This window comes from Ancylobacter sp. (assembly GCF_965279025.1).
Lineage (GTDB): Bacteria > Pseudomonadota > Alphaproteobacteria > Rhizobiales > Xanthobacteraceae > Ancylobacter.
Map to the genome: position 1 here is coordinate 4,393,399 of NZ_OZ257132.1, position 15,428 is coordinate 4,408,826.

At 67.4% G+C, this 15,428-nt stretch carries 12 protein-coding genes and 2 tRNA genes; 3 read left to right on the forward strand and 11 right to left on the reverse strand.

Annotated features, from left to right (window positions below; all coding sequences use genetic code 11):
* Window positions 1–5: 5 nt before the first annotated feature.
* Window positions 6–1,091 (reverse strand): aldose epimerase family protein, encoded by a 1,086-nt coding sequence (locus tag ACQY76_RS20500; protein WP_428030531.1) that lies wholly within the window; start codon window positions 1,089–1,091, stop codon window positions 6–8.
* A gap of 221 nt (window positions 1,092–1,312) precedes the next feature.
* Here ACQY76_RS20500 and ACQY76_RS20505 point away from each other — a divergent pair, with 221 nt between their 5' ends.
* The 3 genes from ACQY76_RS20505 to ACQY76_RS20515 all read left to right on the forward strand — a co-directional run bounded on the left by ACQY76_RS20505 (window position 1,313) and on the right by ACQY76_RS20515 (window position 3,989).
* On the forward strand, window positions 1,313–1,690 hold the full coding sequence (locus ACQY76_RS20505) for a RidA family protein (protein ID WP_428033072.1): 378 nt from the start codon (window positions 1,313–1,315) through the stop codon (window positions 1,688–1,690).
* A 144-nt stretch (window positions 1,691–1,834) separates the two neighbouring features.
* A complete protein-coding gene (locus ACQY76_RS20510) occupies window positions 1,835–2,797 on the forward strand; it encodes a phosphate acetyltransferase (protein WP_428030532.1) in 963 nt (320 codons plus the stop codon).
* A 4-nt stretch (window positions 2,798–2,801) separates the two neighbouring features.
* A complete protein-coding gene (locus tag ACQY76_RS20515) occupies window positions 2,802–3,989 on the forward strand; it encodes an acetate/propionate family kinase (RefSeq protein ID WP_428030533.1) in 1,188 nt (395 codons plus the stop codon).
* A 9-nt stretch (window positions 3,990–3,998) separates the two neighbouring features.
* On the opposite strand, the gene ACQY76_RS20520 is transcribed toward ACQY76_RS20515, so the two are convergent.
* The 10 genes from ACQY76_RS20520 to ACQY76_RS20565 all read right to left on the reverse strand — a co-directional run bounded on the left by ACQY76_RS20520 (window position 3,999) and on the right by ACQY76_RS20565 (window position 15,140).
* The gene (locus ACQY76_RS20520; protein ID WP_428030534.1) at window positions 3,999–4,766 is read right to left on the reverse strand and encodes an ATP12 family chaperone protein; all 768 of its coding nucleotides are present in this window, start codon (window positions 4,764–4,766) and stop codon (window positions 3,999–4,001) included.
* Window positions 4,763–5,434, reverse strand: coding sequence for an HAD-IA family hydrolase (locus tag ACQY76_RS20525; protein WP_428030535.1), 672 nt, complete (start codon window positions 5,432–5,434; stop codon window positions 4,763–4,765). The genes ACQY76_RS20520 and ACQY76_RS20525 overlap by 4 nt, the downstream gene beginning before the upstream one ends.
* Before the next feature lie 91 nt (window positions 5,435–5,525).
* Window positions 5,526–5,601 (reverse strand) — tRNA-Val (locus ACQY76_RS20530).
* Window positions 5,602–5,922: 321 nt separating this feature from the next.
* Complete coding sequence (locus tag ACQY76_RS20535) at window positions 5,923–6,201, reverse strand: HU family DNA-binding protein (RefSeq protein WP_018386927.1); 279 nt, start codon at window positions 6,199–6,201, stop codon at window positions 5,923–5,925.
* A gap of 310 nt (window positions 6,202–6,511) precedes the next feature.
* A complete protein-coding gene (gene lon, locus ACQY76_RS20540; protein ID WP_428030536.1) occupies window positions 6,512–8,950 on the reverse strand; it encodes an endopeptidase La in 2,439 nt (812 codons plus the stop codon).
* 252 nt (window positions 8,951–9,202) lie between these two features.
* Window positions 9,203–10,474, reverse strand: a complete 1,272-nt coding sequence (gene clpX, locus ACQY76_RS20545; RefSeq protein WP_428030537.1) for an ATP-dependent Clp protease ATP-binding subunit ClpX — start codon at window positions 10,472–10,474, stop codon at window positions 9,203–9,205.
* A gap of 375 nt (window positions 10,475–10,849) precedes the next feature.
* Complete coding sequence (gene clpP / locus ACQY76_RS20550) at window positions 10,850–11,482, reverse strand: ATP-dependent Clp endopeptidase proteolytic subunit ClpP (protein ID WP_428030538.1); 633 nt, start codon at window positions 11,480–11,482, stop codon at window positions 10,850–10,852.
* A 152-nt stretch (window positions 11,483–11,634) separates the two neighbouring features.
* Window positions 11,635–12,990, reverse strand: coding sequence for a trigger factor (gene tig, locus ACQY76_RS20555; RefSeq protein WP_428033073.1), 1,356 nt, complete (start codon window positions 12,988–12,990; stop codon window positions 11,635–11,637).
* 132 nt (window positions 12,991–13,122) lie between these two features.
* Window positions 13,123–13,207, reverse strand: a tRNA-Leu gene (locus ACQY76_RS20560).
* 448 nt (window positions 13,208–13,655) lie between these two features.
* Window positions 13,656–15,140, reverse strand: a complete 1,485-nt coding sequence (locus ACQY76_RS20565) for an NAD(P)H-hydrate dehydratase (RefSeq protein WP_428030539.1) — start codon at window positions 15,138–15,140, stop codon at window positions 13,656–13,658.
* Window positions 15,141–15,428: the final 288 nt, after the last annotated feature.

A 15,428-nucleotide genomic window follows, 5' to 3' on the forward strand; every position in this document is an offset into this window, starting at 1 on the left:
CCGAGCTAGCGAGCGGAGAAGCGGTAGACCGAGACGTGCCGGTAGGTCTCCCCGGGATCGAGCCGGGCGGAGGGATAATCCGGCCGGTGCGGCGCGTCCGGCCAAGTCTGCGGTTCGAGGCAGAACGCGTCGGACTGCCGGTAGAGCCGGCCATGTTTGCCGACCGCCGTGCCGTCGAGAAAATTACCGGAATAGAATTGCAGCCCCGGCTGGTCGGTGAGCAGCTCCATCACCCGGCCGGAGCGCGGGTGCTCGACGCGCGCGGCAAGGCGTGGACGCGCGGTGCGGCCGCCGTCGAGACAGTAATTATGGTCGTAGCCGCGCCCGCGCCGAAGCTGCTCATGCGCCTGCCGGATGCGGGCGCCGATGGCGCGGGGCGTGCAGAAATCGAACGGCGTGCCATCGACGCTCGCGGGCCCGCCAAGCGGAATCGCCTGCGCGTTCACCGGCAGATAGTCGTCGGCGTGGATGGTCAGCAGATGGTCCAGCACGTCGCCGCCCTGCTCAACCCCGCCGAGGTTGAAATAGCCGTGATGCGTCAGGTTGACGAGCGTCGCCCGGTCGGTCGTGGCCTCGAAGGCGATGGCGAGCTCGCTCTCTCCGCTCACGGTGTAGGTCACGCGCGCGGAAAGCGTACCAGGGAAGCCCTGGTCGCCGTCCGGGCTGACGAGGGCGAGCTGCAGCGAGGGCGCCACGCCGTCCGTCGCCTCCACTACGCTCCACACCCGCCGGTCGAAGCCCTCCGGCCCGCCATGCAAGGCGTGGTCGCCATCATTGGCAGGCACGCGATACGTGACGCCGTCGAGCACGAACTCCCCGCCCGCGATGCGGTTGGCGTAGCGCCCGACCGTCGCGCCGAAGAAGCGCGGCTCGCTCACATAGGGGGCCGGCGTGTCGTGGCCCAGCACGATGTCGGCGGCATGCCCGTGGCGGTCCGGCACGCGCAGCGTCTGCACCGTCGCGCCGAGGGTGAGCACCGCCACCTCGAAGCCTCCCCCGCCCAGCAGCCGGAACCGTTCGATCGTCGTTCCGTCGGCCAGCCGGCCGAAAGGCTCGCGCAGGAGGCGGGGGGCGGAGGGGCTATGATTCATGCTGGTCACTCGACGTTCGGCCGGCCGTGCGCGGTTGGGCCGTGCGGAAGCACGGCCGTGGAGGTTGCGACATTGTCGGCCTGTCCGCTGCCGAATTCCAGCCCGGGGGCACCGAAGGCGAGGTGCGGCGGCGAACCGTGTTGACGCCTCGCCCGCCGCCGGTCGAATGTCCCCGCACGCTTTGCCCAGCCGAGGAGACCAGACCCATGGCACAGTTCCACATGATCACCGGCGCCCCGACGCCGGTTGCCCCGTTCAGCCATGCGGTGGAGGCGGATGGCTGGGTGTTCATCACCGGCCAGATGCCGACCTGGCCGGACGATGATTCGCGCCCGCTTCCCGAGGGCGTGGAGGCGCAGACGCGCCGCGTCATGGACAATCTCGTGCTGGTGCTGCGCGGCATCGGCCTTGATCTGTCGCATGTGGTGCAGGCGCGGGTGTACCTCACCGACTTCAAGGGCGACTACCCCGCGATGAACGCGGTCTATGCCTCCTATTTCCCCGCCGAGAAGCGCCCGGCCCGCACCTGTGTCGGTGTCACCGGGCTCGCCCGCGAGGCATTGGTGGAAATCGACCTCGTCGCCCACCGTCCGGGCTAGGGGTCGACGCCGAACGCGGCGACGCTTTCCGGCCACCGCCAGTGGCGGTGGCCCCATTGTTCGGGTTGCATCGTTGTGCCGTCACAGCGACGGTGACACGTCGCGACAGACCGCCGAGGCTGCGGCGAAGGGAGTGTCGAGCAGATGGACACGGCTACCCAGCCCAGCCCACTTCGTGGCCACGGCAATTACGAGCATCTGATGCTCCTTGCCAGCGGGCTCGCGCCCATGGCAACCGCCGTGGCCCACCCCTGCGACGCCGCCTCGCTTGCCGGCGCGCTCGACGCGGCGAAGGCGGGGTTCATCGTTCCGCTGCTGGTCGGGCCCCGTCCCCGCATCCTCGCCGTAGCGCAGGCCGAGGGGCTGGACCTCTCGGGCATCGAGATCGTCGACACGCCGCACAGCGTCGCCTCGGCCGCACGGGCGGTGGAACTCGTGCGGGAGGGCCGTGCCGCCCTGCTGATGAAGGGCAGCCTGCACAGCGACGAAGTGCTCGCTGCCATCACCGCCCGCGACACCGGCCTGCGCACCGGGCGGCGCGTCAGCCATGTCTTCATCATGGACGTGCCGCGCTATGCCGAGCCGCTCTTCATCACCGACGCCGCCGTGAACATCTTTCCCGACCTCGATGCCAAGCGCGATATCGTCCAGAACGCCATCGACCTGCATGTCGGCCTCGGGCTGGGGCGGCCGCGCGTTGCCATCCTCTCGGCGGTCGAGACGGTCACCACCTCGATTCCCAGCACCATCGAGGCTGCCGCCCTGTGCAAGATGGCCGATCGCGGCCAGATCACCGGCGGTGACCTCGACGGGCCGCTGGCGCTGGACAACGCCATTTCGCCGGAAGCCGCGCGCATCAAGGGCATCGTCTCGCCCGTCGCCGGCCGGGCGCAGATCCTGGTGGCGCCGGACCTTGAGGCCGGCAACATGCTGGCCAAGAACCTCACCTTCATGGCCGGTGCCGATGCGGCCGGCATCGTGCTGGGGGCGCGCGTGCCGGTCATCCTGACCAGCCGCGCCGACACGCTGAAAACCCGCCTCGCCTCCTGTGCGGTGGCGGTGCTCTACGCGCAGGCGCGCCTGCGCCAGCCGGGATTGGGAGGCTGATCGAATGACCGAGGCGATCTTCGTCATCAATGCCGGCTCGTCCAGCATCAAGTTCAAGCTGTACCGGCTGGCCGGGCGGGACGTCGCCCTGCTGCTCGGCGGCGCGGTGGACGGCATCGGCACGCGCCCGCGCCTCCACGCCACGGACGAGGCCGGCGCGGTGCTTGTCGACCGCAGCTTCCCGCCGGACGAGATCGCCAGGCCCTCGCAGGCCCAGCATGCGATCAGCGAATGGGTGGCCCCGCATATGGCCGATGTCGAGCTGATCGGCGTCGGCCACCGGGTCGTGCATGGAGGACCGCATTACGACCACCCCGAGCGGGTCACCGACGAGGTGCTGCGCACGCTGGAGAGCTTCATTCCGCTGGCGCCCCTGCACCAGCTCACCAATCTCGACCCGATCCGCGTGATACGCGAACGCCGGCCGGACCTGCCGCAGGTCGCCTGCTTCGACACTGCCTTCCATCGCGGCCACCCGGAGGTGGCCGACCGCTTCGCCCTGCCGAATGCCCTCTATGATGACGGCGTGCGCCGCTACGGCTTTCACGGCCTGTCCTATGAATATGTCTCGGGCGCGCTACGCGAATTGGCGCCGAAACTGGCGCGCGGGCGCGTGGTCATCTGCCATCTCGGCTCGGGGGCCTCGGCCTGCGGCCTGCTGGACGGGCGCAGCCTGGATTCGACCATGAGCTTCACCGCGCTGGACGGGCTGCCCATGGGCACGCGCTGCGGCGCGCTCGACCCCGGCGTGGTGCTGCATCTCATCGAGCAGAAGGGCATGAGCGCGGCCGAGGTCGGCCGGATGCTCTACCATGACAGCGGGCTCAAGGGGCTTTCCGGCCTCAGCAGCGACATGCGCGAATTGCTGGCGAGCGACCAACCCGCGGCCGCGCTGGCGGTGGACTATTTCGCCCTGCATGTCGCGCAGGAAGTCGCCCGGCTGGCGGTGACGCTGGGCGGGCTCGACGCGCTCGTCTTCACCGCCGGCATAGGCGAGCATGCGCCGGAAATCCGCGCCCGCATCTGCGCGCGCCTCGGTTTGTTGGGAGTGACGCTCGACGCGGCCGCCAATGACGCCAGCGAGACCTGGATCGACGCCGACGGCCCCGGCCCGCACGTTCTGGTCATTCCGACCGATGAGGAGCGGATGATCGCCCTCGCCACGCTGAACCTGCTGCGCCCGGCGGCGTGACGCGGCGGGTCAGTCCGCCAGCAGGGTGAAGAAACGCGCGGCGGCCTCGAAGTCGCGGTAGCGCGTCACCCGGCGCTCCAGCGCTTCGCCGTCGATGCCCCAGAGGTGCTCCTGCACCTCCTCGTCCGCATGCGCCGCGCGCCACGCCTCTTCCGGCGACAGGCGGCCATGCGCCACGGCGAGCGCGAGAAGGGCGGAACCGCTGAGCGTGGTCATGAGGTTCAGCGCCGCCATGCGCAGCGGATCGTCCGGCAAGGCAGCGGCGATGAGTTCCAGCGTGCGGGGCGGCTGTGCCACATGCACCACGCCTTCGCTCAGCATGAAGGTGGCACCGAAGCGCCCGCGCGCCCATTCCAGCAACGGGTCCCAGAGTTCCGCATGCAGGGCCACGAGTTGGGCGGGCGTATCGACCCGGTAGCAGAGCAGATCGCTGCCGGCGTAGCGCACGATCTCGTCGCCGACCTCGGCCATGGCCGGCGCCACGCCGTCGATGGCGGAATTGGCGAGGCGGGTCATCGGCATCGCCATGGGATCGATGAAGTCGGCCTGTGCGCGCCACTCCTGCGCCAGCGCCTCGGCCAGCGTGGCGCTCGCCACGGCGACGAGGTTGCGCCCGGGCGTGCGCACCGGGCGTCCGTCCAACTCGATGCGGAACAGGCCGCCCTCGCCCGGCGCGGCGGCGGCCTCCTTGTAGAAGCGCTTGGGCAGCGGCTTGCGCTCGGTGAAGCCGGGCCGCAGGGGCGGCGCGGGCGGGGTCTCGGGTGTCGGGTCACTCACGATACCTGCTCCCACATCGCGTCGATCGCCCGCAGCAAATCGTCCGCATCCGATACCAATCGTTCGGCGCCGGACTGCTGCAGCAGGTCCCGCGCATGGTAGCCCCAGGTCACGCCAATGGCGCGGGCGCCGGCGGCGCGGGCCATCACCATGTCGAAGCTGGTGTCGCCGATGAGGACCGTGTCCATCGGTTCGGCGCCGGTCGCCGCCATGGCCTGCAGCACCATCGCCGGGTGCGGCTTGGAGGGCGCGTCGTCCGCCGTCTGGATGGTGGCGAAGCGCCCTTGCAGCCCGTGATGGCCGAGCACCGCCGCCACGCCGCGCTGCGACTTGCCGGTGGCGATGCCGAGCAGCACGTCGTCGCGCGCAGAAAGCGTGTCGATCAGCGGACGCATGCCGGGATACATCGGCTCATGGAAGTCCGGCTCGGTGCGCAGCTCGCGGAACGCCTCGCGATAGAGATCGGCCAGCCGCTCCGCCGGAAAGCCCGGCGCGCCCTCGCCGAGCTGCTGCATCGCCTCGACCAGCGACAGGCCGACGATGCCCAACACCGCCTCGCGCGGCGGCATGGGAAGAGCCGCGCGGGCAAAGGCGCGGCCCATGGCGGCGACGATGACGTGCTGGCTGTCCACCAGCGTGCCGTCACAATCGAAAAGGATGAGTTTCACAGGCAGATGCCCTCGCCACATGCCCGACCCCAGCCTTTGCCGGCCGTTGGCTGCGGCGCGACGGCGGGTGCGTAATCCAGTGGGCTGCCGCTGGTGGGCGGTGACGGGCTCGAACCGCCGACCCTCTCGGTGTAAACGAGATGCTCTACCAACTGAGCTAACCGCCCGCCCGGCATCCACGCCGGCCGCTTTTAAGCATTGACGGCACGCAGCGGCAAGGTCCGGCGACTGCGTTTCTTGCCCACCGCCGCGTCGTCCCGAGGTTTCGGTTCTGCCGGCTGGGCGGTGCGGGTGCCGCAGCACCCGACAAGACCGGAACGCGTATCTGCCGAAGGCGGCAGCGCGGCACGGCATCCGAAAGTCCCGGGCGCCCTGCCCCCGGGACTGCAGCGGTTCGCCGGTCGCGATGACCGGCGAACCCGCACTGCTGGCGCCGCGCCACATCCCGTACCCTTGGGCACGAGGGCGCGGCGACACAGCACGAAGGATCAACCGTTGACGGTTTCCTTCAGGCCCTTGCCGGGCGTGAACTTCGGGGCCTTGGAGGCCTCGATCTTGACCGGATTGCCGGTGCGCGGGTTGCGGCCTTCGCGCGCGGCGCGGGTCACGACGGAGAAGCTGCCGAAGCCGATCAGCTTCACTTCCTCGCCGGCCTTCAGCGAAGCGGCAATGGCGTCGAAGGTCGCGTCGACCGCGGCCGCAGCAGCGGCCTTCGTCAGCTTGGCCTGCTCGGCCACGGCGGCGACGAGTTCGTTCTTCGTGGTCATTTGACCGGTCCTTCCCTTGATTGCACAAGAATCGTCGGTCGCATGCACCGACGACGGGCGGGCACACTTTCCCCAAAATGCGGCGATTGCAAGCGCTAGCACCCCAAACCCCGCACAAATACACGATTTCGACAAGATTGCAGGTAACAAAATACCTCAAAACGAGGCAAGATTACCAGCCTTGAATTTGGGCGGTTGCGGTCTTTTCACCCGCCCGCGCGCGCCCCATGAGCGGCATGCGCGGGGCCAGACATGAAAACGGCGGCACCCGGGGGGTGCCGCCGTTTCGATCCGTATCGACGAAGGTCGCTCAGTGCGCGGCGAGGCCGCCCACTTCGTCGCGCGCGATCACCGGTTCGACTTCGGTGGTCGGCGCCAGCACCTTCTCTTCCCAGACGATCGCCTCCGGCTGGCGGATGAGGGCGTGCTGCAGCACTTCGTCCATCCGCGACACCGGCACGATTTCCAGCGCGTTCTTCACATTGTCGGGGATTTCCGCCAGATCCTTGGCGTTCTCCTCGGGGATCAGAACCTTCTTGATGCCGGCCCGCAGGGCCGCCAGCAGCTTCTCCTTTAGGCCGCCGATCGGCAGCACCCGGCCGCGCAGCGTGATCTCGCCGGTCATGGCGACATCACGACGGATCGGGATGCCGGTCAGCACCGAGGTCAGCACCGTGGCCATGGCGACGCCGGCGGACGGTCCGTCCTTGGGGGTCGCCCCCTCGGGAACATGGACGTGGATGTCGCGGCGGTCGAACAGCGGCGGCTCGATGCCGAAATCGAGCGCGCGCGAGCGGACATAGGACGCCGCCGCCGAGATCGATTCCTTCATCACGTCGCGCAGGTTGCCGGTGACCGTCATCTTGCCCTTGCCGGGCATCATGACGCCTTCGATCGTCAGGATCTCGCCGCCGACCTCGGTCCAGGCAAGGCCTGTCACGACGCCGACCTGGTCCTCGCTCTCGGCCTCGCCATAACGGTATTTCGGCGCGCCGAGATAGTCCTCCAGCTGCTTGAGCGTGACCTTGACCGTCTTCTTCTTGGTCAGCATCAGATCCTTCACCGCCTTGCGGGCGAGGTTGGAAATCTCACGCTCCAGGTTACGCACGCCGGCTTCCCGCGTGTAGCGGCGCACCAGCGTCAGCAGAGCCTCATCGTCGATCGACCATTCCTTAGGCTGCAGGCCATGCTTGGTCAGCGCCTGGGGAATGAGGTGGCGGCGGGCGATCTCGACCTTCTCGTCTTCGGTGTAGCCGGCGATGCGGATCACCTCCATCCGGTCCAGAAGGGCCGGCGGGATGTTCAGCGTGTTCGCCGTCGTCACGAACATCACACTCGAGAGGTCATAGTCGACCTCCAGATAGTGATCGGCGAAGGTGTGGTTCTGCTCGGGGTCGAGAACCTCGAGCAGCGCCGAGGACGGGTCGCCGCGGAAATCCGCGCCCATCTTGTCGATCTCGTCCAGCAGGAACAGCGGGTTGGCCTTCTTGGCCTTGCGCATGGACTGGATGATCTTGCCCGGCATGGAGCCGATATAGGTCCGGCGGTGGCCGCGGATCTCCGCCTCGTCACGCACGCCGCCCAACGCGACGCGCACATATTCGCGCCCCGTCGCCTTGGCGATGGACTTGGCGAGCGAGGTCTTGCCGACGCCCGGCGGACCGACGAGGCACAGGATCGGACCCGTCAGCTTGTTCTGCCGGCTCTGCACGGCCAGATACTCGACGATGCGGTCCTTGACCTTGTCGAGGCCGAAATGATCGGTGTCGAGCACGTTCTGGGCGAAGGGCAGATCCTTCTTCACCTTGGTGCGGTTGCCCCATGGGATCGACAGCAGCCAGTCGAGATAGTTGCGCACCACCGTCGCCTCGGCCGACATCGGCGACATCTGCCGCAGCTTCTTCAGCTCGTGCGTCGCCTTTTCGCGGGCTTCCTTGCTGAGCTTGACGGTCTTGATGCGCTCTTCCAGCTCGGCCAGCTCGTCACGCCCGTCCTCGCCGTCGCCCAGCTCCTTCTGGATCGCCTTCATCTGCTCGTTGAGATAGTACTCGCGTTGCGTCTTCTCCATCTGGCGCTTGACGCGCGTGCGGATGCGCTTCTCGACCTGAAGGACCGAGATTTCGCTTTCCATCAGCGACAGCACCTTCTCAAGGCGCGTGGTGACCTTGAGGATCTCCAGAACCGCCTGCTTCTCGGGGATCTTCACCGCGAGATGCGACGCGACGGTATCGGCCAGCTTCGAGTGATCCTCGATCTGGGTGACGACGCCGACGACTTCCGGGGACACCTTCTTGTTCAGCTTCACATAGCTGTCGAACTCGGCCAGCACGGAACGGCCGAGCGCCTCGGCCTCCACCTTGGCACCGAGGTCTTCCTCCAGCGCCGACGCTTCGGCCTCATAGAGATCGGTGCGGTCGGTGTAGTGGTTGACCTTGGCGCGCGAAATCCCCTCCACCAGCACCTTCACCGTGCCGTCCGGCAGCTTCAGCAGCTGCAGCACCGAGGCCAGCGTGCCGATCTTGTAGATGGCGCTGGTCTCCGGATCGTCGTCGGAGGCGTTCTCCTGGGTCGCCAGCAGGATGAAGGTGTCGTTGCGCATCACCTCTTCGAGGGCGCGGATCGACTTCTCGCGGCCGACGAACAGCGGCACGATCATGTGCGGGAAGACGACGATGTCGCGCAGCGGCAGAACCGGGAAGGTCTGCGGGACGCCCGGGGTGAGCGCGGTGCGAGGCTTGGGGCTCGTCATGGCTCTTTCCTTTCTGTGAAGGGCAGGCGCCTTGTCCCGACGAAGGGCATCGTCGGGCGGTACCGTGCCGCAATGCGGCCGGAACGCGAACGTTTATCTCTGTGCGGGGATCGCGTGGAACGCGCGGAGCACGTCGATGTGGTCGAGGACCGGTGGTTGAGGCTGAGATGGCGACGCCCCCGCTCCCCGTCAAGGGAGCGGGCCGTGCCGCTGGCCGGGCATGGCTGCCCGGCCCTGCCCACCACCGGTTCCTCAGGCACTCGCACCCGCATCGCCGGCGGCACGGTCCGCATAGATGTAGAGCGGGCGTGCATTCTGCTCGACGACCTCCTTGCTGATGACGACCTCCTCGACCCCTTCGAGGCCGGGCAGATCGAACATCGTGTCGAGCAGGATGCCTTCCATGATCGAGCGCAGGCCGCGGGCGCCGGTCTTGCGCTCGATGGCCTTGCGGGCGATGGCGCCCAGCGCTTCCTCGTGGATCGACAGCTCGACATTCTCCATCTCGAACAGGCGCTGGTACTGCTTGACCAGCGCGTTCTTCGGTTCGGAGAGGATCTGCTTCAACGCCACCTCATCGAGATCGCCCAGCGTGGCGATGACCGGCAGACGGCCGATGAATTCCGGGATCAGCCCGTATTTCAGCAGATCTTCCGGCTCGACCTCGCGGAACACCTCGCCCGGCTTGCGGTCCTCAGGGGCGGAGACGACGGCGCCGAAGCCGATCGAGGTGCCCTTGCCGCGCGAGGAGATGATCTTGTCCAGCCCGGCGAAGGCGCCGCCGCAGATGAACAGGATGTTGGTCGTGTCCACCTGCAGGAATTCCTGCTGGGGATGCTTGCGCCCGCCCTGCGGCGGCACGGAAGCGACCGTGCCTTCCATGATCTTAAGCAGCGCCTGCTGCACGCCCTCGCCCGACACGTCGCGGGTGATGGAGGGGTTGTCGGACTTGCGGCTGATCTTGTCGATCTCGTCGATGTAGACGATGCCGCGCTGCGCCCGCTCGACATTGTAGTCGGCCGACTGCAGCAGCTTGAGGATGATGTTCTCGACATCCTCGCCGACATAGCCCGCTTCGGTCAGCGTGGTCGCGTCCGCCATGGTGAAGGGCACGTCGAGGATGCGGGCGAGCGTCTGCGCGAGCAGCGTCTTGCCCGAGCCCGTCGGCCCGATCAGCATGATGTTGGACTTGGCCAGCTCGACGTCGCCGGCATGCTTCGTTGCGTGGTTCAGGCGCTTGTAGTGGTTATGCACCGCCACCGAGAGGACGCGCTTGGCATGGAACTGGCCGATGACATAATCGTCCAGGACCTTGCAGATTTCCTTCGGGGTCGGGATGCCGTCGCGTGACTTCACCAGCGAGGATTTGTTCTCCTCTCGGATGATGTCCATGCACAGCTCGACGCATTCATCGCAGATGAACACGGTAGGTCCCGCAATCAGCTTGCGGACCTCGTGCTGGCTCTTGCCGCAGAACGAGCAGTAAAGAGTATTCTTGCTGTCGCCGCCGCCAACCTTGCTCATGCGTCTCTCCGTCCGCTCGGCGGTCCAGGCATTGCCCGGAGCCGCCCCAGTCCCGCGGCCGCCGCGGGCCTCCAAGGGGGGAGAAACGCGACGGCTCGAAAAGGCCGTCTAAAGGAAGCGACTTAAGGGTCCCTGTTCGATGTCACAGCCAAGCACGCTAGCAGCGACACGATCAAGAAGGCATTCGAACCATCCCCGACTTCGCGGATGGGGCGCCTGCCCCTTCGTACCCCGTCACACCTCCCGGCGACACTTCATGCTGATGTCATGCAAGCGCGATACCGCGATGCATGCAAGTCCGCGCTTCATATCGGCGCGGACCCGCATCTAATATAGGAAGCCGGCGTGGCTTCGGAAACACGGCGCAAACGCCCGTCAGGGCTTCGCCGGCGCCTCGTCGGGACGCTTGTCGATCACATTGTCGATAAGCCCGAAGGACTTGGCCACCTCGGAGGTCATGAAGTTGTCGCGCTCCAGCGCATCCTCCACCGCCTTGAGGTCCTGACCGGTGTGCTTCACGTAGATTTCGTTGAGCCTCTGCTTGAGGCTCATGATTTCCTTGGCGTGCAGCATGATGTCGGTCACCTGGCCCTGGAAACCGCCGGAGGGCTGGTGCACCATGATTCGGGCGTTGGGCAGGGCAAAGCGCATGCCCTTCTCGCCGGCGGTCAGCAGCAGCGAGCCCATCGAGGCGGCCTGGCCGATGCACAGCGTCGACACGGCCGGCTTGATGAACTGCATCGTGTCGTAGATGGCGAGGCCCGACGTCACCACTCCCCCGGGGGAGTTGATGTACATCGAGATCTCTTTTTTCGGGTTCTCGGCTTCCAGGAACAGCAGCTGCGCGACCATGAGGGTCGCCATGCCGTCCTCGACACCACCGGTCAGGAAGATGATGCGCTCCTTCAGGAGGCGGGAATAAATGTCGTAGGACCGCTCGCCCCGGTTGGTCTGTTCGACCACCATCGGGACCAGGTAATTCATGTAAGTATCAATCGGGTCACGCATATTTCGATCCTCGGCGGTCCGGCGCGCCCGCGCCGCCCGCGAATCCAACTACCCCACAATAAAGGGAAAGCGCGTCCCTACCAGCCCGCCGGCCATTAAGCCGCGGGCGGCGGAGCCGCGCGTGAAGCACGACTCCGCGATCGCCGTCGGCCTCAGGCCGCCTTGTCGTCCTCGTCCTCGGCGTAGAGTTCCTCGCGGGTGACGGGGACTTCATTGACCTTGGCGAGTTCGAGCAGGAAGTCGACGACCTTCTCCTCGAAGATCGGCGCGCGAAGGCTCGCGAGCGCCTGGGCGTTCTTGCTATAGAACTCCCAAACCTGCTGCTCCTGCCCGGGGAACTGGCGGGCACGCTCGACGACGGCGCGGGTCACTTCGTCGTCGGTGACCTGAATGTTGTTCTTCTCACCGATTTCCGCAAGCACCAGCCCGAGGCGCACGCGACGCTCGGCGATCTTCTGGTAATCGGCGCGGGCCGCCTCTTCCGTGGTGTCCTCGTCGGCGAAGGTCTTCTTCTGGGCGTCCATCTCGGACGTCACCGAGCCCCAGATGCCGTCGAATTCCTGCTGGGCGAGGGTCGGGGGCACGTCGAACTGGTGCAGCTTGTCGAGCGCGTCGAGCAGCCGGCGCTTTGCCTTGTTGCGGCTCTGCGCGTTGTGCTCCTGGGCGATGCGGGTCTTCACCTGCTCCTTGAGCGCCTCGAGGCTGTCCATGCCGAGCGTCTTGGCGAAGTCGTCGCCGATTTCCATCTCGGTGGGCGATTCGATCATCTTCGCCGTCACCTCGAACGAGGCTTCCTTGCCGGCGAGATGGGCGGCCTGGTAGGCCTCCGGGAAGGTGACGGTGACCGTGCGGCTCTCGTCTTCCTTGATGCCGACAAGCTGTTCCTCGAAGCCGGGGATGAAGCTGTTGGAGCCGAGCACCAGCGGAACGTCCTCGCCCGCGCCGCCCTCGAACTTCTCGCCGTCGATCGAGCCGACGAAGGAGATGGTGACGCGGTCGCCGTTCTCGGCAGTGCCGTCCGGCTTGGCGGCATAGGGACGGTTGGCGTCGGCGATCCGCTTGACGGTCTCCTCGACCTCTTCGTCGCCCACCGCCAGCACCGGCTTGTCGAGCGCGATGCTCTTGAAATCGCCGAGTTCGATCGCCGGCAGCACTTCGAGGTTCACGGTGAAGGACAGGTCGGCCTTGCCCTCGATCACCTCGTTGACCGCCGCCTCGTCCTGCGGCAGGTCGACCTTCGGCTGCATGGCGAGCTTGAAGCCGTTATCCTCGATGATCTTGGTGTTGGCCTCGTTCACGGCCTGGTCGATCACCTCGGCCAGCACGGACTTGCCGTACATGCGCTTGAGATGGGCGACCGGCACCTTGCCGGGACGGAAGCCGTTGAGACGGACCTTGTCCTTGAGCTCGCTGAGGCGCGCATTGGCCTTGGCGTCAAGTTCGGCGGCCGGCAGCACCACGCGATATTCGCGCTTGAGACCTTCGGCGAGGAGTTCGGTGACCTGCATTTTCAATCGGCCTTCGTCTTGTTTGCCGCTTGCGCGAGCTCTCGAATGTCTGTGTGCGAGCACGCCGCGTAAACGCCGTGAGCCTCGCTCGGTGCAAATGGGTCGGAAGGCGGCACCGGACAAGGCAGGCGCTGGTGCGGGCGGAGGGACTCGAACCCCCACGACTCTCGCCACTGGAACCTAAATCCAGCGCGTCTACCAGTTCCGCCACGCCCGCGGTTACGCCTGCCACCCGCCGCATCGTCCCGAAGGACGCGCAAGGGCACACGGGCGCGCACCCGAGAAGGTGCCGCCAGCCGGGTGCGGGCTTATAACACGGCCATGACGCTGCGCCAGCGCAAAATGCGCCCGGGCGTCGGCCCGGCGGAAATCGGCATGCCCCTCCAAATCAAGCGCGAAAGGGCGTGCGGACAGCTCCGCAGACGCTGCCCTAGACGCGCGCAATGAAGATTCTCTCGCCCAGAACAAGACCATAGGTGGCGGCGACATCGCCGTCCGTCACGAACTCGGAGAGAGAGAGAAGAAATGTTTTCTTCGCAAGCCCCCCTGATCCTCGCAATAAATAGTTTCCCCGCGACGATGAGTATTCATCGATACGATGATCATCTTCGCTTTTCATGCCGTGTAAATAGACACTGATCGCACCATCGGCCCCGTTCCGCTCTTTACCTTGCGGCCAGCCGGTCGAACAGCTGCCGATAGACCGGCCGCAGCGCGTCGATAAGGTCGTCCGCCACCAGCCCCGGCCCGGCCTGCCGCGCCGCCTCGCCATGCAGCCAGACGGCAGCCGCCGCAGCCTCGAAGGGCGGCATGCCCTGGGCCAGCAGGCCACCGATGATGCCTGCCAGCACATCACCGGCCCCCGCCGTCGCCAGCCAGGGCGGCGCGTTGGCGGCGATGGCGGCGCGGCCGTCCGGGCTGGCCACCACCGTGTCGGGGCCCTTGAGCAGCAACGTCGCGCCCAGCCGCACAGCCCCTGCCCGCGCACGCTCCAGCCGCGAGGGCGCCTCCAGGACCTCGGCATCCCCCTCGAACAGCCGCGCGAACTCCCCGTCATGCGGCGTCGCGACGGCGGCGGGCGACGCGGCGATAAGCCGTGCCAGCGTCCCGGCATCGGCCTTGAACGAGGTGAGGAGATCAGCGTCGAGCACCAGCCGGCGGTCGCGGCACACCTCCAGCCGGTCGCGGGCCCCCTGCCCCACGCCGAGCCCCGGCCCGAGCACCAGCGTCGCCAATCGGCGGTCGTCCAGCAGATGCGCGAGCCCGGCCGCATCCTCCACCGGGCGCACCATGACGGCCGAGAGATTCGCGGCGTGGATCGGCAAGGCCTGCGCCGGGCACGCCACCGTCACCAGCCCTGCCCCGGCGCGCAGGGCGGCGCGGGCCGCCAGACGGGTGGCGCCGGTCGCCTGCGCCGGGCCGGAGACAGCGACGAGATGGCCGCGCGTATATTTATGCCCGTCCACCGCCGGCACCGGAAAAAGCCCGGCCCACAACGCCGGCACGTTCTCGCAGGTTTGCGGGCGGATTTCGGCGAGCACCTCGGCGCGAATGCCGATATCGGCCACGCTCACCTCGCCGGCGTGAAGCCGGCCGGGCAGCAGCACATGGCCGGGCTTGGGCCGGAAGAAGGTAACGCTCCAGCGCGCCGTGATCGCGGCCCCGCGCACCGCGCCGGTGGCGCCGTCGATGCCGGAGGGCAGGTCGACGGCCAGCACCGGCAGGCGAGCGGCGTTGACCCGCTCTACCAACGCCTGTGCCGCGCCATCGAGATCACGCGCCAGTCCGGCACCGAACAGGGCATCGATGATGAGATCGACCCCCTCCAGAGACGCATCGATCCCCTCAACCGCCCCGGACCACCGGCCGGCCATGAGCGCGGCGTCGCCGCGCAGGGCGTCCCGCCCGCCGAGCCGCGCCAGCCGCACGCGGTAGCCGGCGGCGGCCAACAGCCGCGCCGCGACGAAGCCATCGCCGCCATTATTGCCCGGCCCGCACAGCACCAGCAGGCGTCCGCCGGCGATCGTCACCCGCGCCGCCGCCCGCGCGACCGCTTCTCCCGCCCTTTCCATGAGCACCGCCCCCGGCACGCCGGCGGCAATGGTGAGGGCGTCGGCGCGCGTCATCTCGGCAGGGGTGAGAAGCTCCATGAGACGGTTCCTGCGAGGCCCCGGCGGGCCGGATGGCAAGGGTAGCAAAGGTCGGCGGGGTTGGCCTCGAAATCGGCATGTCGGGCGCACATTCACCGGTGTCGCAGAAAACGGCGGCATCTGCCCAACTTCCGCGCAGCGACTGACAGTGCAGCGCCGCGTTGACCGCTTATTTTCTCATCAATCTGCACATAAATTCGACATTACTGACACCAAAGCGCGTTTGGCCCGGCCGGTGGCCTCGTGCGATGATGCGATATTAACGGATTTGGGCGACGCTGAATTGCT

What these genes read in the sequence shown, in the direction of transcription:
- ACQY76_RS20515 (WP_428030533.1), top strand. Translation starts at nt 2,802, where the DNA reads ATGACCGAGGCGATCTTCGTCATCAATGCCGGCTCGTCCAGCATCAAG.
- ACQY76_RS20505 (WP_428033072.1), top strand. Translation starts at nt 1,313, where the DNA reads ATGATCACCGGCGCCCCGACGCCGGTTGCCCCGTTCAGCCATGCGGTG.
- tig (WP_428033073.1), bottom strand. Translation starts at nt 12,990, where the DNA reads ATGCAGGTCACCGAACTCCTCGCCGAAGGTCTCAAGCGCGAATATCGC.
- ACQY76_RS20500 (WP_428030531.1), bottom strand. Translation starts at nt 1,091, where the DNA reads ATGAATCATAGCCCCTCCGCCCCCCGCCTCCTGCGCGAGCCTTTCGGC.
- clpX (WP_428030537.1), bottom strand. Translation starts at nt 10,474, where the DNA reads ATGAGCAAGGTTGGCGGCGGCGACAGCAAGAATACTCTTTACTGCTCG.
- ACQY76_RS20565 (WP_428030539.1), bottom strand. Translation starts at nt 15,140, where the DNA reads ATGGAGCTTCTCACCCCTGCCGAGATGACGCGCGCCGACGCCCTCACC.
- clpP (WP_428030538.1), bottom strand. Translation starts at nt 11,482, where the DNA reads ATGCGTGACCCGATTGATACTTACATGAATTACCTGGTCCCGATGGTG.
- ACQY76_RS20510 (WP_428030532.1), top strand. Translation starts at nt 1,835, where the DNA reads ATGGACACGGCTACCCAGCCCAGCCCACTTCGTGGCCACGGCAATTAC.
- ACQY76_RS20535 (WP_018386927.1), bottom strand. Translation starts at nt 6,201, where the DNA reads ATGACCACGAAGAACGAACTCGTCGCCGCCGTGGCCGAGCAGGCCAAG.
- lon (WP_428030536.1), bottom strand. Translation starts at nt 8,950, where the DNA reads ATGACGAGCCCCAAGCCTCGCACCGCGCTCACCCCGGGCGTCCCGCAG.